Annotated in this window: 24 protein-coding genes; 8 read left to right on the plus strand and 16 right to left on the minus strand. The window is 56.8% G+C overall.

Annotated elements, in window-relative coordinates; genetic code table 11:
* The 8 genes from EAE_RS02200 to rppH all read right to left on the minus strand — a co-directional run bounded on the left by EAE_RS02200 (position 1) and on the right by rppH (position 6,789).
* Positions 1-324, minus strand: coding sequence for a prepilin-type N-terminal cleavage/methylation domain-containing protein (locus EAE_RS02200; RefSeq protein WP_015703324.1), 324 nt, complete (start codon positions 322-324; stop codon positions 1-3).
* A complete protein-coding gene (locus EAE_RS02205; RefSeq protein ID WP_015703325.1) occupies positions 309-716 on the minus strand; it encodes a DUF2509 family protein in 408 nt (135 codons plus the stop codon). The genes EAE_RS02200 and EAE_RS02205 overlap by 16 nt, the downstream gene beginning before the upstream one ends.
* Entirely contained in the window at positions 713-1,276 is a 564-nt protein-coding gene (locus EAE_RS02210) for a prepilin peptidase-dependent protein (RefSeq protein WP_015703326.1), read from the minus strand. The genes EAE_RS02205 and EAE_RS02210 overlap by 4 nt, the downstream gene beginning before the upstream one ends.
* A complete protein-coding gene (locus tag EAE_RS02215) occupies positions 1,267-1,731 on the minus strand; it encodes a prepilin peptidase-dependent protein (RefSeq protein WP_015703327.1) in 465 nt (154 codons plus the stop codon). The genes EAE_RS02210 and EAE_RS02215 overlap by 10 nt, the downstream gene beginning before the upstream one ends.
* 186 nt (positions 1,732-1,917) lie before the next feature.
* Positions 1,918-2,712, minus strand: a complete 795-nt coding sequence (thyA, locus tag EAE_RS02220; RefSeq protein ID WP_015369929.1) for a thymidylate synthase — start codon at positions 2,710-2,712, stop codon at positions 1,918-1,920.
* 6 nt (positions 2,713-2,718) lie between these two features.
* Complete coding sequence (gene lgt / locus EAE_RS02225) at positions 2,719-3,594, minus strand: prolipoprotein diacylglyceryl transferase (protein ID WP_015369928.1); 876 nt, start codon at positions 3,592-3,594, stop codon at positions 2,719-2,721.
* Positions 3,595-3,999: 405 nt separating this feature from the next.
* A complete protein-coding gene (gene ptsP, locus EAE_RS02230) occupies positions 4,000-6,246 on the minus strand; it encodes a phosphoenolpyruvate--protein phosphotransferase (RefSeq protein WP_015369927.1) in 2,247 nt (748 codons plus the stop codon).
* A gap of 12 nt (positions 6,247-6,258) precedes the next feature.
* Entirely contained in the window at positions 6,259-6,789 is a 531-nt protein-coding gene (gene rppH / locus EAE_RS02235; RefSeq protein WP_015703328.1) for an RNA pyrophosphohydrolase, read from the minus strand.
* A gap of 453 nt (positions 6,790-7,242) precedes the next feature.
* Here rppH and EAE_RS25160 point away from each other — a divergent pair, with 453 nt between their 5' ends.
* The 5 genes from EAE_RS25160 to EAE_RS02255 all read left to right on the plus strand — a co-directional run bounded on the left by EAE_RS25160 (position 7,243) and on the right by EAE_RS02255 (position 10,577).
* Positions 7,243-7,407 carry a hypothetical protein gene (locus tag EAE_RS25160; protein ID WP_223575784.1) on the plus strand — a complete coding sequence of 55 codons (165 nt, stop codon included), beginning with the start codon at positions 7,243-7,245 and terminating at the stop codon, positions 7,405-7,407.
* 64 nt (positions 7,408-7,471) lie between these two features.
* Positions 7,472-8,167, plus strand: coding sequence for a DNA mismatch repair endonuclease MutH (gene mutH / locus EAE_RS02240; RefSeq protein ID WP_015369924.1), 696 nt, complete (start codon positions 7,472-7,474; stop codon positions 8,165-8,167).
* A 62-nt stretch (positions 8,168-8,229) separates the two neighbouring features.
* Complete coding sequence (locus tag EAE_RS02245; RefSeq protein ID WP_015369923.1) at positions 8,230-8,943, plus strand: TerC family protein; 714 nt, start codon at positions 8,230-8,232, stop codon at positions 8,941-8,943.
* A gap of 123 nt (positions 8,944-9,066) precedes the next feature.
* Positions 9,067-9,285: a YgdI/YgdR family lipoprotein gene (locus EAE_RS02250; protein ID WP_004867116.1), complete on the plus strand. Its 219-nt coding sequence runs from the start codon at positions 9,067-9,069 to the stop codon at positions 9,283-9,285.
* A gap of 251 nt (positions 9,286-9,536) precedes the next feature.
* Positions 9,537-10,577 (plus strand): NADP(H)-dependent aldo-keto reductase, encoded by a 1,041-nt coding sequence (locus EAE_RS02255; protein WP_015369921.1) that lies wholly within the window; start codon positions 9,537-9,539, stop codon positions 10,575-10,577.
* 85 nt (positions 10,578-10,662) lie between these two features.
* Here the strand turns inward: EAE_RS02255 and lplT are convergent, their stop codons facing one another.
* Both lplT and aas read right to left on the minus strand, forming a co-directional pair.
* Complete coding sequence (gene lplT / locus EAE_RS02260) at positions 10,663-11,856, minus strand: lysophospholipid transporter LplT (RefSeq protein WP_015703329.1); 1,194 nt, start codon at positions 11,854-11,856, stop codon at positions 10,663-10,665.
* A complete protein-coding gene (gene aas / locus EAE_RS02265; RefSeq protein ID WP_015703330.1) occupies positions 11,849-14,008 on the minus strand; it encodes a bifunctional acyl-ACP--phospholipid O-acyltransferase/long-chain-fatty-acid--ACP ligase in 2,160 nt (719 codons plus the stop codon). The genes lplT and aas overlap by 8 nt, the downstream gene beginning before the upstream one ends.
* A gap of 620 nt (positions 14,009-14,628) precedes the next feature.
* Here aas and galR point away from each other — a divergent pair.
* Complete coding sequence (gene galR / locus EAE_RS02270) at positions 14,629-15,645, plus strand: HTH-type transcriptional regulator GalR (RefSeq protein ID WP_015703331.1); 1,017 nt, start codon at positions 14,629-14,631, stop codon at positions 15,643-15,645.
* Here the strand turns inward: galR and EAE_RS02275 are convergent.
* Positions 15,606-16,085 (minus strand): GNAT family N-acetyltransferase, encoded by a 480-nt coding sequence (locus tag EAE_RS02275; protein ID WP_015703332.1) that lies wholly within the window; start codon positions 16,083-16,085, stop codon positions 15,606-15,608. The genes galR and EAE_RS02275 overlap by 40 nt on opposite strands.
* Before the next feature lie 196 nt (positions 16,086-16,281).
* Between EAE_RS02275 and EAE_RS02280 the strand changes: the two genes are divergently transcribed.
* The gene (locus EAE_RS02280; RefSeq protein ID WP_161798777.1) at positions 16,282-17,283 is read left to right on the plus strand and encodes a LacI family DNA-binding transcriptional regulator; all 1,002 of its coding nucleotides are present in this window, start codon (positions 16,282-16,284) and stop codon (positions 17,281-17,283) included.
* On the opposite strand, the gene lysA is transcribed toward EAE_RS02280, so the two are convergent.
* Positions 17,276-18,538, minus strand: coding sequence for a diaminopimelate decarboxylase (lysA, locus tag EAE_RS02285; RefSeq protein WP_015369915.1), 1,263 nt, complete (start codon positions 18,536-18,538; stop codon positions 17,276-17,278). The genes EAE_RS02280 and lysA overlap by 8 nt on opposite strands.
* Before the next feature lie 136 nt (positions 18,539-18,674).
* On the opposite strand from lysA, the gene EAE_RS02290 reads away from it, so the two are divergent.
* Complete coding sequence (locus EAE_RS02290; RefSeq protein ID WP_015703333.1) at positions 18,675-19,601, plus strand: LysR family transcriptional regulator; 927 nt, start codon at positions 18,675-18,677, stop codon at positions 19,599-19,601.
* Here EAE_RS02290 and EAE_RS02295 read toward each other — a convergent pair.
* From EAE_RS02295 to EAE_RS02310, 4 genes are all read right to left on the minus strand, one after another.
* Entirely contained in the window at positions 19,588-20,280 is a 693-nt protein-coding gene (locus tag EAE_RS02295; protein ID WP_015703334.1) for an aspartate/glutamate racemase, read from the minus strand. The two genes, EAE_RS02290 and EAE_RS02295, sit on opposite strands and share 14 nt — an antisense overlap.
* A 79-nt stretch (positions 20,281-20,359) precedes the next feature.
* On the minus strand, positions 20,360-21,715 hold the full coding sequence (locus EAE_RS02300) for a carbohydrate porin (protein WP_015703335.1): 1,356 nt from the start codon (positions 21,713-21,715) through the stop codon (positions 20,360-20,362).
* A 109-nt stretch (positions 21,716-21,824) separates the two neighbouring features.
* On the minus strand, positions 21,825-23,255 hold the full coding sequence (locus tag EAE_RS02305) for a glycoside hydrolase family 32 protein (protein WP_047058941.1): 1,431 nt from the start codon (positions 23,253-23,255) through the stop codon (positions 21,825-21,827).
* 18 nt (positions 23,256-23,273) lie between these two features.
* Complete coding sequence (locus EAE_RS02310) at positions 23,274-24,515, minus strand: MFS transporter (protein ID WP_015703337.1); 1,242 nt, start codon at positions 24,513-24,515, stop codon at positions 23,274-23,276.
* Positions 24,516-24,711: the final 196 nt, after the last annotated feature.

Below are 24,711 nucleotides of genomic sequence, written 5' to 3' on the forward strand. Positions count from 1 at the left end.
CTACTGATTTGCCGGACAATGTAGCCGGTTCATCTGCACCCGCTTAGCGGCGGGCATGGTGATCGTTACCGTGATGCTGACACAACTTTGCCTGGATGTCTGCAAGCGGCTTATTTGCCCTTGCGAGGGCTGTGCCGGGGGAATGAGCTGGCTAAAGCGCCACGCCTCCCGCCACTGCTGGCGGTAGGCGTTCAATTGAGCGGCGCCGCTGGCCAGCCCGCGATGATAGCCGCCAAGCGCCGTGATGGTCATGATTAACAGCGCCATCGCTAATAATGTCTCCGCCAGACTAAAACCGCGCTGGCGCGCTACGGCATCAGGCATAACGCACTCTCCTTCAACGGGCAAAAGTCGCTCCAGCCATGCGCTAAATACCGCAGCTTGCCCTGTTCAATCGACGCTGACTGCCACAGCTGTATCGTGCCGCTGCCGGCGATAAGCAGCGCGCGGTCATCATTAAAAAGCCGCAGACACGCGCGCCAGCGTTGGCTGTTTTCCTGTTGACACGCAACTGCGCTCTGCAGCGGCCAGTTCACCCCTTTGCCCCATTGCAGCGCCGACTGCGCGGCGGCCGTATCGCGAATTGCCTGGGTTTCGGCGCTCACCTGCGCCAGCAGCGATCGCTGCTGCTGATTCAGCCCCTGCAATAGCAAGCTGCCCAGCGCCAGTAGCAGCAGCACCATCAGCAGTGATGAAACTCCGCGCTGGCGTTTCACAGGTTGAACCCCGTTACCTGATATTGCGCCTCGGCGGAAATACGCGAGTCCGATTGCGCCTGCGCCGCCAGGGTAACGATAAGTTCAGGAGAGAACCCGCTTACCGCCTGCCGCTCAACGTGAAAGCGCGTGACCGTGATAGCGGCGGGATTAGTCATTTTCTCCCAATTTTTTCCGCCGCAGTCAGTAACGCCGCGCCGCGTTTCCAGCGCTCCGTCGCGCAGGCGAAAACCGGTAGAATCGGCATCGGCCTCCGGCGCCAGATCCCAAATGCCGTTGCTGTTGCCATCCCAGCGAACGATTACGCACTGCCCGCCGCTGGCAATCACCAGCGCCTGACCATGACATTGACCTGCGCAATATCCGGCGCGCTGCAAATGTTTGGCTAACGCATAGACCCGCTGCCATAGCTCATTTTCCAGCGCCTGCTGCTGCGTTTGGCGAAGAACCTGGCGCTGTAGCGCCGGAAGGAAACGAGCGGCTCCGAGCAGTAATACCGCGCCAATCGCCATGGCAATCAGCGTTTCAATGAGCGAAAAACCACGCGCCGCTACTGGCATAATTCCTCCTCTTCCCGACACAGGCGTATGCGCCCCCAGTTAGAGACAACAATCCGCCACGCTCCGCCATCGCTTTGCAGCAGAATATAACCGGCCCAGGCGCTGTTGCGCAGGCCGTAGAAGCCGATTCCCGCCGTCAGGTGCCGCAAGGTAATTCCCGGCCATAGCGGCTGCAGGGTAAAAGGCGTTTTCGCGTGACAGTCAGCCTCCACGCCGATTGCGCTCAGGCACCAGCCGGTGGGCGATTGTCCGACGCGAATGACGCGCTCGCGGTTGTGCCAGTTAGCGTCATCGCGCAGCAGCACGAGATAATCGCGCACCTGGCAGGCGACCTGCCACAGGCGCTGTTGCTGTTGCCAGCGCTGCCAGCCGTACATACCGCTGGCGCTGAGGATGACCACCAGCATCATGGTGATCAGCATTTCAATTAAGGTGTAGCCATGCTGTCTGTTCATGGCGCCGAGTATGCGTTGCTCTGACCATCAATTCGAATAGCAAATCTACGGTTCGCGTCGCGGCTCGGGAAAAAATTCGCCAGTTGCAGGATGTTGAGCGGCGTCAGGAATCAGGCTCGCAAAATTCTGCAAAGGGCATAAAAAAACCGGCGCTGCTGGCGCCGGTTTGTCATCACTACAGAGAGGTTAAATCGCCACAGGCGCTTTAATACCCGGATGCGGGTCATAACCTTCAATTTCGAAGTCTTCAAAACGGTAGTCGAAAATCGACGCCGGTTTGCGCTTAATGACCAGCTTCGGCAGCGGACGCGGTTCGCGGCTCAGCTGCAGGTTGGTCTGCTCCAGGTGATTGCTGTACAGGTGAGTGTCGCCGCCGGTCCAGACAAAATCGCCCACTTGCAGATCGCACTGCTGCGCCACCATATGCACCAGCAGCGCATAGCTGGCGATGTTGAACGGCAGGCCGAGGAACACGTCGCAGGAGCGCTGATACAGCTGGCAGGAGAGCTTGCCGTCCGCGACGTAGAACTGGAAGAACGCGTGGCACGGCGCCAGCGCCATTTTATCCAGCTCGCCGACGTTCCATGCCGACACGATGATACGGCGAGAGTCGGGGTCATTTTTCAGCTGTTCCATGACCGTGCTGATCTGGTCGATATGGCGGCCGTCCGGCGCAGGCCAGGAGCGCCACTGTTTGCCGTAGACCGGCCCGAGATCGCCATTCTCATCCGCCCACTCATCCCAGATTGTGACGTTATTTTCGTGCAGATAGGCAATGTTGGTGTCGCCCTGCAGGAACCACAGCAGTTCATGGATGATGGAGCGTAAATGACAGCGCTTGGTGGTCACTAGCGGGAAGCCTTCCTGCAAGTTAAAACGCATCTGGTGGCCGAAGATAGAGATGGTGCCAGTGCCGGTGCGGTCATTTTTTGGCGTGCCCTCGGCGAGCACTTTCTGCATCAAATCAAGATACTGTTTCATGGTTCCTCAAGAGTTTTGTTGCTGCGGACGATGACGATAAGCCCAAACCATCATAATGATACCCGCAAGCACCATCGGGATCGAAAGAATCTGCCCCATACTGATGTACTGTACCCAGCCGCCGGTAAACTGCGCGTCCGGCTGACGGAAGAATTCCACGATAATGCGGAACAGGCCGTAGCCAATCAGGAACAGGCCGGAAACCGAACCGGTCGGGCGCGGTTTACGGATAAACAGGTTCAGGATCAGGAACAGCACCACGCCTTCCAGCGCCAGCTCATAAAGCTGCGAGGCGTGACGCGGCAGCGCGCCGTAGGTATCGAATAATGATTGCCACTCCGGGTGCGACGGCAGCAGCGCCAGGTCCTCAGCGCGCGAGCCCGGGAAAATCATCGCGTAATGGAAGTTCGGGTCAACGCGGCCCCACAGTTCACCGTTGATAAAGTTGCCCAGACGCCCGGCGCCGAGGCCAAACGGGATCAGCGGCGCGATGAAATCAGAGACCTGGAAGAAGGTGCGTTTGGTGCGTTTGGCGAAGATAATCATCACCAGAATCACGCCGATCAGGCCGCCGTGGAACGACATGCCGCCATCCCAGACGCGGAACAGATATAGCGGGTCGCTAAGGAAGACCGGCAGGTTGTAGAACATCACATAGCCGATACGGCCGCCGAGGAATACGCCGAGGAAGCCCGCGTAGAGCAGGTTTTCCACTTCATTTTTCGTCCAGCCGCTGCCCGGACGATTGGCCCGACGGGTGGCCAGCCACATCGCAAAGACGAAACCAACCAGGTACATTAAGCCGTACCAGTGGAGAGAGACCGGTCCAATGGAAAATATTACCGGATCGAACTCCGGAAAATGCAGGTAGCCACTATTCATCTGTCACCATAAAGACTTGTTATTCCGCCGAAAGTGGACAGCGGTGATGATCCGTGCCCGCTTAAAACGGGCACTCCGAAGGAGGCGAATGATAGCATAAGCGTGTAGTGCGATCCGCGCTGAACGTGTAAAAGATATGTATACGGATGCTAACAGCGTGCGGTTTTTTCCCCTGGCTCGCTACTCGCGGTGCCGTTTTTTTGTCGGGTGGCGGCTAACGCCTTACCCGACCTACGGTCCGTGCGGCCTGCCTTTAATTTATTCACCATGATGGCTGACACTACTGGTGATGGCGATCTCAAAATCCCCCGGTGGCGCTGCCGCTTACCGGGGCTACAGCACTACTCGCGGTGCCGTTTTTTGTCGGGTGGCGGCTAACGCCTTACCCGACCTACGTTAACTACGTTACCGTCCGCCGCGGATCAGGCCGCCGAGACCGCGGCGCTCCATAAACGCCGCCACCTGGTGGCGCACTTCCGTGGTCATCTGCGCTTCCAGACTGCGCCGTGACAGCTCCTGCGCTTCTTCAATATCGATACGGCGTAGCAGATATTTCACGCGCGCGACCGAACGGCCGTTCATCGACAAATGGCGATAGCCGAGTCCTACCAGGATGGTGACGCACATCGGGTCGCCCGCCATTTCGCCGCACAGGCGCAGATCGATACCAAAACGCTCGGCGTCATGAGCGATCATTGCCAGCGCCCGCAATACCGCAGGATGCAGGCAGTCGTACATATTGGCGACGCGGGTATTATTGCGGTCGACCGCGAGGATGTATTGCGTCAGGTCATTGGTGCCGACCGAGATAAAGTCGATGCGGTTTGCCAACTGCGGAAGCATAAAGACCATAGACGGCACTTCCAGCATCACCCCAAGGCGCGGGCGCGGAATAGCGTAACCAATCATCTCTTCGACTTCACGGCTGGCGCGCTCAATCAGGCGGCGGGCTTCGTCAACCTCTTCGAGGCTGGTGACCATCGGCAGCAGAATGCTGAGATTGCCGGTGGCGGCATTGGCGCGCAGCATCGCGCGCACCTGGATCAAGAAGATCTCTGGCTGATCGAGCGTAATACGGATCCCGCGCCAGCCAAGGCACGGGTTCTCTTCGCTAATCGGCATATACGGCAGTTGCTTATCGGCGCCAATATCCAGCGTACGCAGGGTTACAGGCTTGCTGTTAAACATCTGCAGCATGCCCTGATACTGGGCGACTTGCTCCTCTTCGGAAGGGAAGCCGCTCTGTAACATAAACGGAATTTCGGTGCGGTAAAGCCCGATACCATCGATAAAGCTGCCGAGTTTCTCTTCATGCTCCGGGCTCAGGCCGGCGTTGAGCATCACTTTTACCCGTTCGCCGCTTTTCAGTTCGGAAGCGCGTTCGAGATCGTCTTCCGCCAGCCGGCTCAGTTCGTTCTCTTCGCTGATTAACCGCTGATATTCCTGCAGCAGCACCGGTTCGGGATCGACCAATAGATCGCCGCGATAACCATCAACGATCAGCATATGGCCATGCAGCAGCGACGGCTGAATATCGGCGCCCATTACCGTCGGGATGCCCAGCGCGCGCACCATGATCGCCGCGTGGGAGTTGGCCGCGCCGTCGCGCACCACCACCCCGACTAAACGGTCCTGCGGCACTTCCGCAAGCGTGGTAGCCGACAGTTCGTCGGCCACCAGAATAATGCGCTCAGGCCAGGTGTTAGGCCCCTGGGTGGTGTCGTCGAGATGGAACAACAGCCGCTGTCCGAGAGTACGTAAATCCCCCGCCCGCTCTTTCAGATAGCCATCGCTGAGGGCGGCAAACTGCTCGGCAAATTTTTCAATGACCTTTTTCACCGCCCATTCGGCGACGGAGCCTTTGTCGACTTCGTCGAATAGCTCACGGCGCAGGCGCGCATCGGATAGCAGGTGCGAATAGAGGTCAAAAATAGCCGCCGTCTCTTTTTGCGCCCCGGCGGCGTAGCGCTTGCTGTAGCGACGAAACTCATTCGCCGCCTCTTCCAGCGCGCCGGTGAGACGTTCGCGCTCGGAAGCGGTGTCCAGCGTCGAGGCCTCGTAGACCTGCTCCATCAACGGCAGGCTGGCATCCATCCAGCCTTCGGCAATCGCCACCCCGGATGATGCCGGCAGCGCGCGGATGCGGGTCTGACGATACTGCCCAAACAGCGCATTTAACTGTGATTGGGAGAGAATCGCCGCCATCTGGGTGGCGAGGGTGACAAGGAAGGACTCTTCGCTTTCATCGAACTGGCGCAGCTCACGCTGCTGGACTACCAGCACACCCAGCAGCTGACGCCGCTGGATGATCGGCACGCCAAGGAAGGCGCGAAAACGCTCCTCCTTAACAGCCGGTATATATTTAAAGCTGGGATGCTTCTGCGCATCGGCGAGGTTGATAGGTTCGGCCAGCCGCCCCACCAGGCCGACAAGACCTTCATCAAATGCGAGTGCGACTGTGCGCCCACGGGGTTTTTTCAGCCCGCGCGTGGCCATCAGGTAATAGCAGCGTCGATCGTTGTCAGCCAGATAAACCGAACAAACTTCCGTTTCCATCGCTTTACAGACATCCGTCACCAGGATATCCAGCGCCTCGTTTAAACGCGGCGCGCTGGCGACCTTCTCGACTATTTCTCGCAACCGAGTGAGCATAATGTGCGTGGCTTAACCTCTTTTACGTCGATAAGCAGGCGCGCTTTGTGGCTTCGGTGTGGTTTCAGCGAGCGACATTGTCACACCCGCGAACTCTTTCATCACCCGGCGGTAAACGTCGCGCTTAAACGACACCACCTGACGAACCGGGTACCAGTAACTTACCCATCGCCAGCCATCAAACTCAGGTGTACTGCTGGTTTGCATATTAATAGCCGTATCGCTGCCGACCAGTTGTAGAAGAAACCACTTCTGCTTCTGACCGATACAAACCGGCTTTGTGTCCCAACGCACCAAACGTTTAGGCAGCTTGTAACGCAGCCAGTTACGGGTTGAGGCCAGGATCCGCACATCTTTGCGGCTTAACCCAACCTCTTCGAACAATTCCCGATACATTGCCTGCTCGGCGGACTCGCCTGGATTAATGCCCCCTTGCGGGAACTGCCACGAGTGCTGACCATAGCGCCGGGCCCACATCACCTGGCCCTGGCGGTTACAGATTACAATGCCGACATTTGGGCGGTAGCCATCGTCATCAATCACCGGACTACCTCAAAATAAGCTTCAATGTGAATGATTGTTTCACACTCGTTGGAAACGGTAAACCACTCTCTGTGTGGCGTGATAACGAATAACATTTGAATAACTCACAGTAATCACCCGAGTTATAAACAGTGAACGCCATCCCCGGGCCATTTTATTCACTTTTTCTGTGGATAGAGTTGTGAAGAAGTACGGAATTAACCAGGGAAAACCCAGAGTAGTCCGAACGACGTAGAGATAGGGCTTCTTAATAATGACATACTATTCATTAAGTTATCATAGTTCACACCGACAAATTACAGCATAACGTGATGATCATCACATATGCGATCCGGCAACTGATGAAAGATCGAACAATGCCGCTTTTATCCACAGATAAAGCACACTCGTCGGGCACATTTTGTCTAAAAATTCGATTTTCGTCGCACGTCAAGGCTGTAAATCGAACCAGTAGTGGGGCTTTTCCCCAGTTATCCCATTTTTCTGTGGATAACATGGTGTAAGATCCTGTTCATTGTCAGTGACCAGTTCTGGAAAACCCGTTTTCACTGTTTTCACAAGCGAAGAAACGGGACAAAAAACATATATAAATCATCACATTGGTATAGTTACCCATAAAAAGGTAAACTCTATCCACAACGCATAAAAATAGCGCTCACTTTTTAACCAGAGGTTTTCCATCATGCCAGCCATTGCTCCACTTACCGCTCCGCCGCAAAGTCAGGAGCAACTTCTTGCTCAGGCCCAGCGGCTGGCGGGTTATTCGCTGGGGGAACTGGCGGCGCTGGCGGGGGTTCCCATTCCCCGCGATTTGAAACGCGATAAAGGCTGGATTGGCATTCTGCTGGAAATTTGGCTGGGCGCCAGCGCCGGGAGCAAACCGGAGCAGGATTTCGCCGCCTTAGGCGTGGAGCTGAAAACCATCCCCATTGACCGTCAGGGCCGTCCTCTGGAGACCACATTTGTTTGCGTGGCGCCGCTAACCGGCAATAGCGGCGTGACCTGGGAAAGCAGCCACGTGCGGCATAAGCTACAGCGCGTATTGTGGATCCCGGTAGAAGGCGAACGCGAGATCCCGCTCGCGCAACGCCGCGTCGGCGCGCCGCTATTATGGACGCCAGACGAGGAAGAAGATCGCCAGCTGCGCATGGACTGGGAAGAGTTGATGGATTTGATCGTACTCGGCCAGGTTGAACGCATCACCGCCCGCCACGGCGAGGTATTGCAACTACGCCCTAAAGCGGCCAACAGCAAGGCGCTAACGGAAGCGATCGGCGCCCACGGCGAGCCAATCCTCACTTTGCCGCGCGGCTTTTATCTGAAAAAGAACTTTACCGCCGCACTGCTGGCGCGTCATTTTCTATTAGGGCATGAATAATTTTTTGTTCTGCCGCAACGCCTGCATATAATTACGACTTTATTTTTGCAGGACTTTGAACAATGTTATTTGCATGGATAACCGATCCTAACGCCTGGCTGGCGCTCGGCACGCTGACGCTGCTGGAGATCGTTCTCGGGATCGATAATATTATTTTTCTCTCTCTGGTTGTCGCTAAGTTGCCCACCGCCCAACGCGCCCATGCGCGGCGTATCGGGCTGATGGGTGCAATGCTGATGCGTCTCGGCCTGCTGGCGTCTATCGCCTGGGTCGTTAAGCTCACCAATCCACTCTTCACCGTATTCGGTCAGGAGATCTCGTTTCGCGATCTGATCCTGCTGCTCGGTGGCCTGTTCCTGATCTGGAAAGCGAGTAAAGAGATCCACGAATCGATTGAAGGCGAGGAAGAAGGTCTTAAAAGCAACGTCCACTCCTTCTTTGGCGCCATCGTGCAGATCATGCTGCTGGATATCATCTTCAGTCTTGATTCAGTCATCACCGCCGTCGGCCTCTCCGATCATCTGTTCATTATGATGGCCGCGGTGGTGATTGCGGTTGGGGTGATGATGTTTGCCGCACGTCCGATCGGCGACTTCGTTGACCGTCACCCGTCGGTCAAAATGTTGGCGTTGTCGTTTCTGATCCTGGTCGGTTTCACCCTGATGCTGGAGAGCTTCGATGTGCATGTGCCGAAAGGTTACATCTACTTCGCGATGTTCTTCTCCATTGCGGTCGAAACTCTCAACCTGATGCGCAATAAGAAAAACCCGCTGTAAGCCACAAAATTGCAGTCCGGAAGCGGGCTGCAATTCTTTTTAAGACTTTACTGCTTTTTATGTCTCACAAATCAGGCTATTAATATACTGGTACGAGGTGCGGCCATAAGTGAGGTAATGACGATGAAAAAATGGGCAGTATTGATTTCCGCCGTAGGACTGGCGTTCTCGGTTTCCGGTTGCAGCAGCGATTATGTCATGGCGACAAAAGACGGACGTATGATTCTTACCGACGGTAAACCGGCGGTTGACGATGACACCGGTTTGATAAGCTACGAAGATCAGCAAGGCAATAAAATGCAGATCAACCGCGACGACGTGTCACAAATTATTAAGCGTTAAGCTTTTCGTCGGTTAAAAGCACAATTTCCGACAACCACAGCAACAGAAAAGAGTCGGGATCCCCCTGCTATATCCCAGGGCAACCCCCTTCAGGATCTCCAGACCCGGCTTTTTTGATATTTTCCCTTTCTCTTTTTCTCTCCCTCTGCCATGTTGTTATTCCCATCAGCCTGCAAGCGCTTTGAAGTTTGTGGGGAGATAGTTTTGTCGGGAAACTCCTGACCTTGTTGATAAAAATAAGGAAGCCGGCTATGCAGTATCACCGTATCCCACACAGTTCTCTTGAAATCAGCACGCTGGGGCTGGGCACAATGACGTTTGGTGAACAAAATAGCGAGGCCGACGCTCATGAACAGCTCGACTACGCCGTAAGTCAGGGAATTAACCTGATTGATGTCGCCGAAATGTATCCTGTCCCGCCGCGCCCGGAAACCCAGGGTCTGACCGAAACCTACGTCGGCAACTGGCTGGCAAAACGCGGCAACCGCGAAAAGCTGGTTATCGCCTCTAAAGTCAGCGGCCCGGCGCGCAATAACGACAGCAGCATTCGCCCGAACCACGCGCTGGATCGCAAAAACATTCGCGACGCGCTGCACGACAGCCTGAAGCGTCTGCAAACCGATTATCTCGACCTCTATCAGGTACATTGGCCACAGCGCCAGACCAACTGTTTCGGCAAGCTGGGCTATACCTGGAGCGACTCCGCGCCGGTGGTCACCCTGCTCGATACGCTGGAAGCCCTCACCGAATTCCAGCGCGCCGGGAAAATTCGCTATATCGGCGTCTCTAACGAAACCGCTTTTGGCGTCATGCGCTATCTGCATCTGGCCGATAAGCACGACCTGCCGCGCATCGTCACGATTCAAAACCCGTACAGCCTGCTTAACCGCAGCTACGAAGTGGGGCTGGCGGAAGTGAGCCAATATGAGGGCGTAGAGCTGCTGGCGTATTCATGCCTGGCGTTCGGTACGCTAACCGGTAAGTACCTCAACGGCGCGCAGCCGGCTGGCGCACGCAATACGCTATTCAGCCGCTTTACCCGCTACAGCGGCGAGCAGGCGCAGAAAGCGGTGGCCGCTTATGTGGACATTGCCAAACGCCACAATCTCGATCCGGCGCAAATGGCGTTGGCCTTTGTGCGCCGCCAGCCGTTTGTCGCCAGCACCCTGCTCGGGGCCACGACCATGGAGCAGCTCAAGACCAACGTCGAAAGTTTGCATCTTGAGCTGAGCGAAGAGGTGTTAGCGGAGATTGAAGCGGTGCATAAGGTATATACCTACCCAGCGCCTTAAGAGGGTAAAACCCGGGTAGCGGCGTAAACGCCTTACCCGGGCTACTGGAGAGCAGACATTTGTGAGTCCGTCCCCCTCCGGGGCGTTATTTACGCCGTCCCCACCACCACAATGCGGCGATGGCTAGCGCAAAGACCGCACCAAACCCTATCCCCACGCCAACCGGCGGGATCCCAACGCTGACCGCCAGCGAGTACAGCCCCAGCATGAGCAGCATCGCCACGTTTTCGCCGAGGTTCTGTACCGCAATGGCGTTACCTGCGCCAACGGTATGTTTCCCGCGCTCCTGCAGCAGCGCGTTCAGCGGCACAATAAAGAAGCCGCCGCACACACCGAGCAGTAGCAGCAGGCCAAATGCTGGCAATAGCGACTGCTGCACCGCGAAGGCAATCACCGCGACGCCAATCAATATCCCGGCGGGCATACAGCGCGAGACGGTTTCCAGCGTTACCAGCTTCGCCGCCGCGCCAGCGCCAACCACAATCCCGACGGCGACCATCGCATTGAGGTAGGTCGGCATCGCGTTGCTGGTGATCCCAAGCGCTACGGGCACCCAAATCACCAGCAGGAAGCGCAGCGTCACCCCCGCGCCCCAAAACAAGCTGGTGCCCATCAACGAGAAACGCGTTTCGCTATTACGCCACAGCGTTGTACAGGCGCTGAAGAAGCTATGGGTCATCGGCCTGAAACGCCACGACTGCCCAGGACGAGCCGCCGGTAGTTTCGGGATCCACAGGTTAGCGACCACCGCGCCGCCATAAACCAGCGCACAAACGATAAGCGCCGCCAGCACGTGCCAGTCCGCAAGAATGCCGCCCGCCATCGACCCTAGCAGGATAGCCGCGATGGTCGACGACTCCATCAGTCCGTTAGCCTTCACTAACTTATCGCCGGTGGTCAGTTCGCCCAGAATACCGTATTTCGCCGGCGAATAGGCCGCCGCGCCAACACCCACCAGCGTATAACCGATAAACGGATTGACGCCAAAGCAAATACACCCGGCGCCGAGCAGCTTCAGGCCGTTAGCGACCATCATCACCCGGCCTTTGGCGAAGCTATCGGCAAACTGACCGACAAACGGCGCAAAGAGAATGTAAGCGCCCACAAACAACATCTGCAACACCGGCTGGCTCCACTCCGGATAGTAGAGCTGTTTCATCAGCGCCAGGGTGGCGAACAGCAGCGCATTATCGCCGAAGGCCGACAGGAACTGGGCGCAGATCACCGCCATCATCCCTTTCGAGTACAGTGAAGCGTTAGTGTGCACTGACTCACTCATTTGAATGCTCCGCCTCTTCTACCATGCCTTTCAGGGTGACAAAGTCCGGCTTGCCGCTGCCCAGTACCGGCAGCTGTTTCAGCCAACGAATATCGCGCGGCACCGCCAGTTCCGGTACGCCATGTTCACGTGCGTAGCGCAACAGCTTTTCGCGATTGAGTTCATTATCGGTGGTAAACAGCACCAGCGCCTCGCCTTTGCTGGCGTCCTGCTTAATGGCCGTGGCGTGCATTTTGTCTGGCGAGACCGCCAAAGCGACCTGCTCGACCATCTCCAGCGAGACCATCTCGCCGGCGATTTTGGCGAAGCGCTTGGCGCGGCCCTGAATGCGGACGTAGCCCTGTTCGTCAAAGACGACGATATCGCCGGTGTCGTACCAGCCGCTCTCCACTTCACCGTACTGGTTTTCCGCCGTCGGCGCTTCCAGCACGCCGGGGTTTTCTACCCGCAGATAGCCTTTCATGATGTTAGGCCCTTTTAACTGCAGTCGGCCTCCCTGTTCGATGCCCGGCATCGCCAGCAATCGGGCATCCATTCCCGGAAGAATGCGCCCGACGGTGCCGACTTTCGCCGCCATCGGGACGTTGATGGAGACCACCGGCGCGCATTCGGTCACGCCGTAGCCTTCAAGGATGCGCAGACCAAATTTGTCCTGCCACAGCTGCTTGGTGCTGTCCTGCAGTTTTTCCGCCCCTGCCACCACATAGCGCAGGCGATAAAAATCATACGGGTTGGCAAAGCGGGCATAGTTGGCGAGGAAGGTTGAGGTGCCGAACAAAACGGTACAGTTACGATCGTAAACCAGCTCCGGCACCACCCGATAGTGCAGCGGGCTTGGATAGAGGAATACTTCCGCGCCGGTGAATAGCGGCGTCAGCAGGCCGACCGTCAGGCCGAAGGAGTGGAACAGCGGCAGCGCCGACATAAAGCGGTCGTTGGCGGTAAAATCGGCGATGGTTTTAATCTGTTCGACGTTAGCCAGCAGGCTTTTATGGCTATGCACCACCCCTTTTGGATTCCCCTCCGAGCCGGAGGTAAAGAGGATCATCGCCGCATCTTCCGGCTGCTGCTTGACCTGCGCCAGACGCGGCGCCAGCAGATGACCAAATATCCACAGCTTGTCGGCAGTGGTGACATCGCCTTTCAGATCTTCCAGAAACACCCAGCGCACCTGAGTCAACTGCTCAGGCAGGTGCCAGAGTTTGCCCTTATCGAGGAAGGTACGGGAGGTAAAAATGGTTTTGATTTCCGCGGCGGTAATCGCGCTGCTGAGTCCTTTGACGCCGGCGGTATAGTTCATCATTGCCGGGATTCGCCCGCGGGCAATCGCGCCGAAAATCACCGCCGCGCTGATACCGGCGTTAGGCAGCATCAGGCCGATTTTCTCGCCCTGCGCGCTGTATTTTTCCAGAATACGCGCGACGAACAGCGTTTTGGTCAACAGTTTACGGTAGGTATCCGGCTGGAAATTAATATCTTCCACGCAGTTTTTGCGCGCGCCAAAGCGGTCCTGCGCCGCCAGTAGCGACTCATATAACGTTTCACGCGGGCGCACCGCCATCCGCGCTTCCATCATGATCTGGTGCAGCATTTCGCCAGCGATTTTTCGCCGATCGCGGGCGCGCGGCGCCTCCGGCATCGGCAGATGCGTCGGCGGCAGTAAATGGAGCTGAATACGCGGGAACAGGCGGCGTTTTACCAGCCCCTTCAGGCGGCTGAATGGCGTAAGTTCGGCGCCTTCAATTCGCAGCGGCACAATGGTCGCTTTCGACTTCGCCGCCACGAACGCCGCGCCGTCATAGATTTTCATCAGCGAACCGCTGACCGAAATACGCCCTTCCGGGAAGATAACCACCGGGCGTCCCTGCTCAATCAAGCGCACCAGATGCTTAATTGACATCGGTTTGGTGGGGTCCAGCGGAACAAAGTCGATAAGCGGCGTCAGCGCCCGCATAAACCAGCGCTGGCTAATCGAGGTATAGACCGCAAACACCGGCCGCACAGGCAAAAAGAGCGCCAGTAAAATACCGTCGAGAAATGAGACATGATTAGGCGTTATTAATACTTTTTCCTGATAAAGCGCCTGAGTGTCTCCGGTCAATCGCACCCGGTACAATCCTTTGAACAGTAATCGAAAAAATCCCAACAGCATAACGACTCCGCGTGGCTGATTTAGTAATCCAAGCAGGTTACATGAGAAGGAGGGGAAAAGCAGTGTGGGGGGATAAAATTCAGAATAAAAAAAACCTGCGCATCCGCGCAGGCCGGTGCAAGATAATCAGTACGAAGTGCGTACTTAAGAAACTCACCAATCAATACCTCTGGGACCCTGATTGTCGCGTTTTTGCCTGCAATTACGCCAGCGCGAAAACGCAAGGGAATGAGCCTAAGTGCAACCAGGTATTACGATTCTCGCTATCTGTAACAGCATGAATAACAGGCAAAAAAAACCTGCGCATCTGCGCAGGTTGGTGTAATTAAGTGGTCAACATGACGTTGACTCCACCTATCAATACCTCTGGGATAGTCAGAGTATCAATGCATCACTCAACGAAACCAGCGAACATTCGCAACAGCTAATCGCAAAGTGTAAGCAAAGATGAGAATTCTCTTTTCACCGTTGCATCCCACGCATTGTGCTGTGTAACTTTGTCACTGCTAATCTCTGTCTGCGTCACATTTGTATCAACCAGAATAGCGGTAGCCTTGAATCCGCTGCGCTTTCCCGTAACATAACTATTATGTAAACGCTTACCCTAAAAAAGGTCCGGTATGGCGACAATTAAGGATGTAGCCCGACTCGCAGGAGTGTCCGTCGCTACCGTCTCACGCGTTATCAACAACTCGCCAAAAGCGAGTGAAGCCTCTCGTCAGTCGGTGACGGCGGCGATGGAAACCCTGAACTACCACCCCAATGCCAACGCCCGCGCGCTGGCGCAGCAGTCAACGGAAACCATCGGCCTGGTGGTGGGCGACGTTTCCGATCCCTTCTTCGGCGCGATGGTCAAAGCCGTCGAGCAGGTGGCCTACAGCACCGGTAATTTTTTGCTTATCGGCAACGGCTACCACAACGTGCAAAAGGAACGTCAGGCGATTGAACAGCTAATCCGTCACCGCTGCGCGGCGCTGGTGGTGCACGCCAAAATGATCCCCGACGATGAGCTGGCGGGGCTGATGAAACAGATCCCCGGCATGGTGTTGATTAACCGCATCGTGCCGGGTTTCGAGCAACGCAGCGTGGCGCTCGATGACCGCTACGGCGCCTGGCTGGCGACGCGCCATCTGATTCAGCAGGGCCACAGCCGCATTGGCTATATCTGCTCCAACCACGCGATTTCCGATGCTGAAGACCGGCTGCAGGGTTATTACGATGCCCTGAAGGAGAGCGGCCTGGCCGTCAATGACCGGCTGGTCACCTTCGCCGAGCCTGACGAAAGCGGCGGCGAGCTGGCGATGACCGAGCTATTAGGCCGCGGCAGAAACTTTACCGCCGTCGCCTGTTACAACGATTCAATGGCCGCCGGCGCGATGGGGGTGCTCAACGATAACGGTATCGAGGTGCCGCAGGAAATTTCGCTGATTGGCTTCGATGATGTGCTGATCTCGCGCTACGTGCGCCCCCGCCTGACCACCGTACGTTATCCGATCGTCACCATGGCGACCCAGGCGGCGGAGCTGGCCCTGGCACTAGCAGAACAGCGTCCGGCGCCGGAAATCACTCACCTCTTCAGCCCGACGCTGGTGCGCCGTCACTCGGTGATAACGCCCGCGGAAAGTGACAAGTCATAGCGGTACAGGCTCACGGCGGTGGCCGGGTAATCCAGGCCCTCGCCGATATAGCGCCAGCCAAAGCGCTCATAAAAATCGCGGCAGGCGGAATAGAGATAAAGCTGCGGATAACCGCACTGGCGGGCATAGTCGATGACGTGCCGCTGCAGCTTCCCGGCCAGCCCCTGCCCGCGCGCCGTTTCGGCGACAAACAGCGCCGCCATCCATGGAAACAGATCCTGACGGCTTATCAAATCGCAACGCCACAGCCCCACGGTACCCAGCAGCGCCTCGCCATCGGTGGCGATAAAGGTCAGCGGCAGCGCCCCCGGCGTTTGGCTATGTTCAACAATACTGCTAAAAAACGCCTGCGGTAAGGCATCGCCGGCAAAAGCCTGCCATAGCCACTCCGCCACCTGCGGCCCATGCTGCGGCGCGGCGTACAACGGTTGAATCTGCATTTTTTCCCCCTGTGAATCGATGAATTCTAGCGCGCCGCTCGCGCCCGCGCATCCGGGGTCGGAAAATGCCTTCAACAGGATTTCCGCAAAAAGCGTGATCGCGATAGTCTTTGCCGTCGTCAGGCTCATATCCCTCTGAATGACTGTGGTAAACTGCGCCCTATCACCGGTTATCAGGAATCGACGAATGGCAACAATGCTGGATGTCTCAATACGCGCAGGCGTCTCGAAAGCGACGGTTTCCCGCGTGTTGAACGGCACAGGTCAGGTAAAAGAGAGTACCCGCCAACAGGTATTCAAAGCGATGGAAGAGCTGGGCTACCGGCCTAATTTTCTCGCCCGCTCGCTGGCGAATCGCACCAGCAACAGCATTGGACTGGTGGTATCGACATTCGACGGTTTTTACTTTGGCCGCTTGCTGCAACAGGCGTCGCGCCAAACGGAAGCCTGGGGCAAACAGCTTATCGTCACCGACGGCCACGATGCGCCCGAACGAGAAGAAGAAGCGGTACAAATGTTGGCCGACCGTCAGTGCGACGCCATCGTGCTCTACACCCGCCATATGAGCGAACAGAAAATCATGTCGCTTATCGAGACCATTGAAACGCCGCTGGTGGTGATTAACCGCGACGTTAGCCAGGCGCGGGAACGCTGCGTGTTCTTCGAACAGCAGGAAGCGGCGTTTCAGGCCGTCGACTATCTGATCTCCCAAGGGCACCGCGATATCGCCTGCCTGACCGTGCCGATGCATACCCCAACGGGTAAAGCGCGCCTGGCGGGCTACCGCAGCGCCCTGGAAAAGCACGGAATTGCGTGGGAACCGGCGCGGGTCAAGTACGGCGATTCAACGATGACCCGCGGTTATGAGCTGTGTCGGGAATTATTAGAAGAGAAAACGCCGTTTAGCGCGCTGTTCTCCTGTAACGATGATATGGCGTTGGGCGCCTCGAAAGCGCTGCATCAGGCGGGGCTGCGCATTCCGCAGGACGTATCGCTCTTCGGCTTTGACGACGCCCCCAGCGCGAAGTGGCTGGAGCCCGGATTATCAACGGTTTATCTGCCGATCGACAATATGATCACCACCGCCATCGACCAGGCGATTAAGCTCGCCAACGAACAGCCGATCGAAACCATCCCGCCGTTCACCGGTACGCTGGTACTGCGTGAATCGGTGACGACGGGGCCATTCTTTAAATAAGCTCCAGCGCCAGCAGTTCTTCAATGGTCTGGCGACGGCGAATCAGGCGCGCGCTGCCGTTATCAAACAGCACTTCCGGTAGTAGCGGGCGGCTGTTGTAGTTTGAAGACATCGATGCGCCGTAGGCGCCGGTGTCGTGCAGCACCAGGTAATCGCCCGGCGCCACCGCCGGCAGCAGGCGAGTTTCCACTTTACCGCCCTCCTGTTGGGTAAAGACGTCGCCGGATTCGCACAGCGGCCCCGCGACCACGGTTTCCAGCTGCGGTTCGCCGCTCAGGTCGCGCCCGTCCGCCGCCAGCGCGGTAATATGATGATAGCTGCCGTACATGGCCGGGCGCATCAGATCGTTAAAGCCGGCGTCGATCAGCACGAAGTGGCGGCTGCCCATCTCTTTCACGCTACGCACCTGCGATACCAGCACGCCGGACTCCGCCACCAGGAAACGCCCCGGTTCAATCTCCAGCTTCACCGGATGCCCCAGATGTTTGGCGATCTGCTCGCGCGCCGCATTCCACAGGCCAAAGTAGTGATCGGTATCGATCGCCTCTTCGCCTTCATGATACGGGATCGATAAACCGCCGCCGGCGGAGATCGCCTGCAGATCCTGACCAAACTCCACCACCTGGCGCACCATCGCGCCGCATACTTGCTCAAGATGACCGTAATCAACGCCGGAGCCGATATGCATATGGATGCCGACCAGCTGCAGCGAATGGCGGCGAATCACCTCCAGCGCCTGCGGCAGCTGGCTGAACCAGATACCGTGTTTGCTGTTTTCGCCGCCGGTGTTGGTCTTCTGGCTGTGGCCATGACCAAATCCCGGGTTGACGCGTAGCCAGACGCGGTGACCCGGCGAGACTTCGCCCAGTTGGCTAAGCATATCCACGGATCCGGCATTCACTGGGATCTGTAATGCTTTCACCCGCTCAAGGGTCGCACGATCGATCAGATCGGCGGTAAAGACGATATCGTCCGGATGCTGCACGGGATCGTAACCTGCCGCCAGCGCGCGTTCGATCTCGCCAAGCGACACCGAATCCACCTTCACGCCCTGCTCGCGCATCAGACGCAGAATATGAATATTGGAGCAGGCCTTCTGCGCAAAACGCACCACGTCAAACTGGCTAAGTTGGGCAATCTGGCGGCGGATAATCTGCGCGTCATAGACCCATACCGGGCAGCCGAACTCAGCGGGCAGGCGCAGTAGATTGTCGGCGGTCAGATCGGTATCGGTGGCGTTCAGCGAGCGTGGCATAAGGACTCCGGTGCGTACGTGTGTTTGTCGATGTTTTTTCCGATTACGCCACAGCGGGAAGAGAATAAAAAATATCGTTTTATCGAGAGTCTATGCAAAAATGATATGGCTATCTGATGCTAACCGGGAGCCGCCCATGCCTGCCGTCAACTTACGCCATATTGAGATTTTCCACGCGGTGATGACCACCGGCAACCTAACCGAAGCGGCGCGGATGCTGCATACCTCGCAGCCGACGGTCAGCCGTGAACTGGCACGTTTTGAGAAAGTGCTGGGCTTAAAGCTGTTTGAGCGCGCCCGCGGCCGTCTGCAGCCGACGGTGCAGGGGCTGCGACTGTTTGAAGAAGTACAGCGCTCGTGGTACGGGTTGGATCGCATCGTTAGCGCCGCGGAGAGCCTGCGCGAATTCCGCCAGGGAGAGCTGTCGGTAGCCTGCCTGCCGGTCTTTTCGCAGTCATTTCTGCCGCTGCTGCTGCAGCCGTTCCTGGCGCGCTATCCGGACGTCAGCCTGCAGATCGTGCCGCAGGAGTCGCCGCTGCTGGAGGAGTGGCTGTCCGCCCAGCGCCATGATTTGGGGTTAACGGAAACGCTGCATACGCCGGCCGGCACCGAGCGCACGCCGCTGCTGACCTTAAATGAAGTCTGCGTGCTGCCACAAAATCACCCGCTGGCCGTTAAAACCGAACTCACCCCCGCCGACTTCCACGGTGAAAACTATATCAGCCTGTCGCGCACCGACAGCTATCGTCAGCTGCTTGATGCGCTGTTTATGGAGCACCAGGTGAAACGACGGATGGTGGTTGAAACCCACAGCGCGGCGTCGATCTGCGCGCTGGTGCGCGCTGGTGCGGGCATTTCGGTGGTCAACCCGCTCACCGCCCTCGACTACGCTGAGAGCGGCGTGGTGGTGCGGCGCTTCAGCGTCGATGTGCCCTTTACCGTCAGCCTAATCCGCCCACTACATCGCCCCGGTTCCGCGCTGGTCGACGCCTTTGTCCAGCATCTGCAAACCAGCCTGCCGCGTATCGAACAGCCGCTGGCGGCGGTACTTAAGAGAGCATAAATTCCACCGCGTCGGCGGCATGGATCGCCGCGGTATCAAATACCGGCAGCGGACTACTCGTTTCCGGTACCAGCAGGCCGATTTCAGTGCAGCCGAAGATAACGCCTTGCGCCCCCTGTGCCGCCAGCGCCTCGATGACCTGCAGATAATAGTCGCGCGAGGCGTCGCTAAAGGTGCCGAGGCAGAGCTCATCAAAAATAATCTGATTGATGCGCACCCGATCTTCGGCCTGCGGGATCAGCGTCTCAATGGCAAACTGCTGCTGTAGACGGCCGCGATAAAAATCCTGCTCCATGGTGTAGCGGGTGCCCAATAGCGCGACCCGACGCTGGCCTTTAGCGCTGATAGCCCGCCCGGTGGCGTCAGCGATATGCAGGAACGGCACCTCGCAGCGGGCTTCAATCGCATCAGCCACCTTATGCATGGTGTTGGTGCACAGCACGATGCCCTCGGCGCCGGCCTGCTGTAGCCCCAGCGCGGCCGCGGCGAGGATCTCGCCGGCGCGATCCCACTCCCCTGCCGACTGGCAGGCTTCAATCTCATGAAAATCAACACTATGTAGCAACAGGCTGGCGGAATGCAGGCCGCCGAGCCGCGCTTTAATGCCTTCATTGATTAACCGGTAATAGGGAATGGTGGATTCCCAGCTCATGCCGCCCAGCAGGCCGATGGTTTTCATTATCTGCTCCTTTATGGTTTGCTCCAGTGAAGCAAACCTGCCGATAACTTTCCACTGTTGCTGTTGGGCGGCGACCCCATCAGAAGAAATATTTAAAGCGCACGCGCGCGCCGTAGCGTTCGTCGTCGTTCCCGCTCCGCTGGGCCGACGAATCCAGCCATGAGGCATAGGCGCCGAGATAAATATTAAAGTTCGGCATATCCATGATATTCGGCAGTTGCCAGGAGGCATGGATCGTGTGGATGTCATAGCGGCCCGGCGTCAGAATCGCGCAGTCGCCATCGCACTCGCCGCTGACCCCCGCCATGTTGAACTGGTCGATTTTGTTGTGCGCGTAGATATATCCCAGCTCGACGCGATGCCACAGCGCGTTGATACCGGCGCTGAAATCCTCTTCATCCGCCGCGTCCAGATAAGCGGTGCTGAGATTCACCACCATGCCATCCTCGGCATCGGTTTTCAGCGTATTCCAGCTCATGGTCAGGCCGTAGCCGGTACGGCTGGACTGATCGACCCAGCGTCCGTTCTGGTTTTGATAACCATAGGCATTATTCACCAGGTTGCTCTCTACCGCCGCCGCCACTGACCACGGCCCGGACTGCCAGGCCGCCACCGGCCGCACATAGACCACGTTTTTATGATTTTCGAGCGCGTTGCCATGGTAGTTTTGATCGACAAACAGCGAGCTACCGTCTTCCACCAGCGTGTTGAGCTCAAAGTACCAGTTATCGACGTATTTGCTCAGCAGGAAATTACCGCCGCTGCTGCTACGCCCGCGCCCCTCTTTCATCATGTAGATATAACCGTAACCGTCGCTATAGAGATCGTTGGCGGTATTACCAGAATATTCAATAAACGTATCCTGATTCAGCGGGAACATATCGTAAGCTTCAAAGCGCCCGATTTTTATTTTCCAGTCATTTTCCTGACCAAAGAAAAATACGGCATCATCAAGATTCATTTTCCCGGTCATATCCGCCAGCGGTTGTACGCTAAAGCCGGAATATTTACCATTAGCGCCTTTGCGTAAGCCATCAAACCCTAACAAAATACGCCCATTAATATCCCAGCGCTCTTTATCCCCCGGCGCCCAGTTCTTATTCGCGCTGGTTTTTACCGAGGTCAGGCTGCCGGTTCGGCTGGCGCCATCCATATTAAATTCAACATCACCGTAAAATTTTAAATCGACATCTTTATTCACCGCCAGCGCGGGCGCGGCAACCGTCGCGGGCGCAGGTGCACTGCTTTTAGCCGTCGCGCGCTCCTGATGCTTCAGTTCGCGGATTTCCGCCTCGGCGTTTTGCGCCCGCTGCTCGGTGGCTTTTAAGCGCTGCTCCATCTGCGCCAGACGCTCCTCAAGCGAAAGCGTTTGCTGCGCGCCGGCAGCGGGAATAAATAAAGACGAGATAAGACATCCAACCCAGATTTTATTCATCGTTAGACCCTGCTTATTATATATTAAAGGTATTGTTTTATTATTTTGGTGAATATTAAATAACCCGCCGGCGTTTGCTTGCGGGTTATTCAGGTCAATGACTATTTAATTAGAGATTCCATGCTCCGCCATCAATTAATGCCGCACTACCGCTCCAGGAAAATAAAGCTAATTCCCGGCGCCGGGCATCAGGATAAATACGGCTGCTGAGGCAGGCTTCGCCGTCATTAACGAAAACCTCAACGGATGAGCTATCGAAAAATAGCCGCAGCTTCAGCGCCGAACCGGCTGGTAACGGAACGCTGCGCGTGCCGCACAAACCATATTGCGGATAGCGACGCTCCAGCACCAGACGCTGCATCTGATTGTCGACATATACCTTCAGCCCTTCGCCAAAGCTCAAACCGTATTGCTCGGCGCAGCTATTGGCCATATCCCAATGCAGATTGACCTCCATGGTTTCACAATGCTCTACCATCGTCAGCTGCTGATTCTTCAACGAACTGACCGGCCACGGGAACCAGTCGCGGCGCAGGACTTCCACCTCTTTTGCCGGACGCATCAACAGCCGATTATCGGCACCGAGGCTTAACTCGCGCGGCAGCGACAGCATACCGGCCCAACCGTCCTGCTGCTCCGGCAGCGGCGACTCCCACATGTCCAGCCAGCCGATAACAATCCGTCGGCCATCAGGGGTGAGGAAGCTTTGCGGCGCATAGAAATCGTGGCCGCTGTCGAGTTCGACAAACGCCTCTTCGCGGACGAAAGTTTGCCCCGGCTGCCAGTCCCCCAGCAGATAGCCGCTCTGGAATAAATTGCGCCGGGCAAAGCCGTCCGCGGCCATCCCCTGCGGTGAGAACATCAGAACCCGCTTGCCATCGAGTTCAAAGAAATCCGGGCACTCCCACATGTAGCCCATCCCCGTTTCGGCCTGGGCAAGAATACCGGCATCCTGCCAGTGGCGCAGGTCGTCAGAACGGTACAACCGCACCTGGCCGACGTCGTCTACCCGCGCGCCGACCACCATGTACCAGCTTTCACCTTCACGCCATACTTTCGGGTCGCGAAAATGGTGCATCTCCGGCGGGGTATCAATGACCATCCCCTGGCGCTCAAAATGGATGCCGTCGCGGCTGGTCGCCAGACACTGCACCTGGTACAGGTTATTTTCATCAGCGGGATCGCCATGAAATTTATGGCCGGTGTAGATGAGCGCCAGCGTATCGCCATCAACCACCGCCGAGCCGGAGAAACAGCCGTCTTTATCTTCCGGCCCTTCCGGCGCCAGCGCCACCGGCAGGTGTTCCCAATGCACAAGGTCCTTGCTGCGCGCGTGGCCCCAGTGCATCGGCCCCCACTGGTTTGAATACGGGTGGTGCTGATAAAACGCGTGGTACCAGCCGTCGAACCATACCAGCCCGTTGGGGTCGTTGATCCAGCCGGCACGGGCAGCCAGGTGATAACGCGGATACCAGCGCGGGTTGAGATCCACGCTTTTCGCCTGCAGTTCCCGCTCCGCGTTACTAATGGAATAGATCATATTCATTTCTCTTTTCAGTCAGATAGTGGATGGCTGCGACATGAGCGAATCCGAAGAGGCCTTATTGGATCGCAGCAGGAAGATGGAGATGAAGGTGGTGCAGAACACCAGCAGTCCCATGATCAGATAGGAGTCGGCGAAGCCGTATTTTTCATAGCTATAGCCCGCCAGCGGCGACAGGACGGTGGCGATAACCGAACTGGTGCAGGCGAAACCAACCAGGTACAGGGTGGAAGAAAGGCGTTTATCAAAGTTCAGGCTGTTGTATTTGAAGATGGACACCAGCAGCACCGGCAATTCCACGGCGTGCAGCAGTTTCGTAATCGAGATCAGTACAGGGCCTTCCACCAGCCCGGAGGCCACCATGCGCATCGCCATCACCATGCCGGCGAAGATCAGGCCGTTTTTCGCGCCGATACGGTTGACCAGCCACGGGGCGCAGAACATTCCCGCCGCTTCGAGGAACACCTGGAAGGAGTTGAGATAGCCATACATGGCGTTCCCTTCATGCAGCGTGGCGAACTGCGAGGAGAAGTAGACCGGGAACTGCTGGTCGTAAACGCCGTAAATACAGGTGCCAACGACGAAAAACACCAGCGCCCAAAAGCGCGGCAGCGTCAGCAGGCGCAGCGCGTCTTCCAGCGTGACTTTACCGCCACTGACCGCCTCCTGCATGGCGTGCGGCGCTGAAGAGACCTTAAGCCGCGCCAGCAGCATGAAGAAAACCAGACCGGAACAGCTGGCGACGGCGAAGTTCAGCTGTGGGTTAATGTTGAACAGCAGCCCGGCGAAAAAGGTCGCCACCGCCCAGCCCAACGATCCCCACATCCGCGCTTTGCCGAATTCAAACTGGCTTTGCCGCGCCACGCGCTCGGTATAGGACTCCAGCACGCCAATGCCGCCGTTAAAGGTCAGGCCGATATAGATGCCGCCAAAAATACTGCCAAGCAGCACGTTGATTTTCAGCAGATAGCCAAACAGCAGATAGGCCGGGCCGGAAAGGATCAGTAAGACGGTGATATACCAGAGTAAATTTTTGCGCAGCCCCAGTTTATCCTGGATAAAGCCGTAGCAAATCTGGGCGAATAGCGCCGAGACCGACAGCACCGCGTAGATAATGCCGGTATCCCCGGCTTTCAGCCCTACCTCCTGATGTAGCCAGATGGAAAGCAACGAGCCGGAAGAAGACCAGGTAACAAAAAAGAAAAACAGTAAGGCACTGAGTAAGGGGTAGCTGTGAGAGTGATGCATCTTCATCATGACATTCTCGTGTTGGAGTAATGCGCAAATGGTAACGTTAACAAAAAACAACTCTCATCTGGTTTTGTGACGATTCATGATGTTAATCACAAAAGTTAACGTTAACATAATGGAGATGAGATCGCGATCAACTATTCCTCGCCATGCTTCACCATCAGGCTGGGATAGACTATCGTATGATCCTTTTACATCAGCG

Source organism: Klebsiella aerogenes KCTC 2190 (genome assembly GCF_000215745.1).
In the GTDB taxonomy this organism is placed as follows: Bacteria; Pseudomonadota; Gammaproteobacteria; order Enterobacterales; family Enterobacteriaceae; genus Klebsiella; species Klebsiella aerogenes.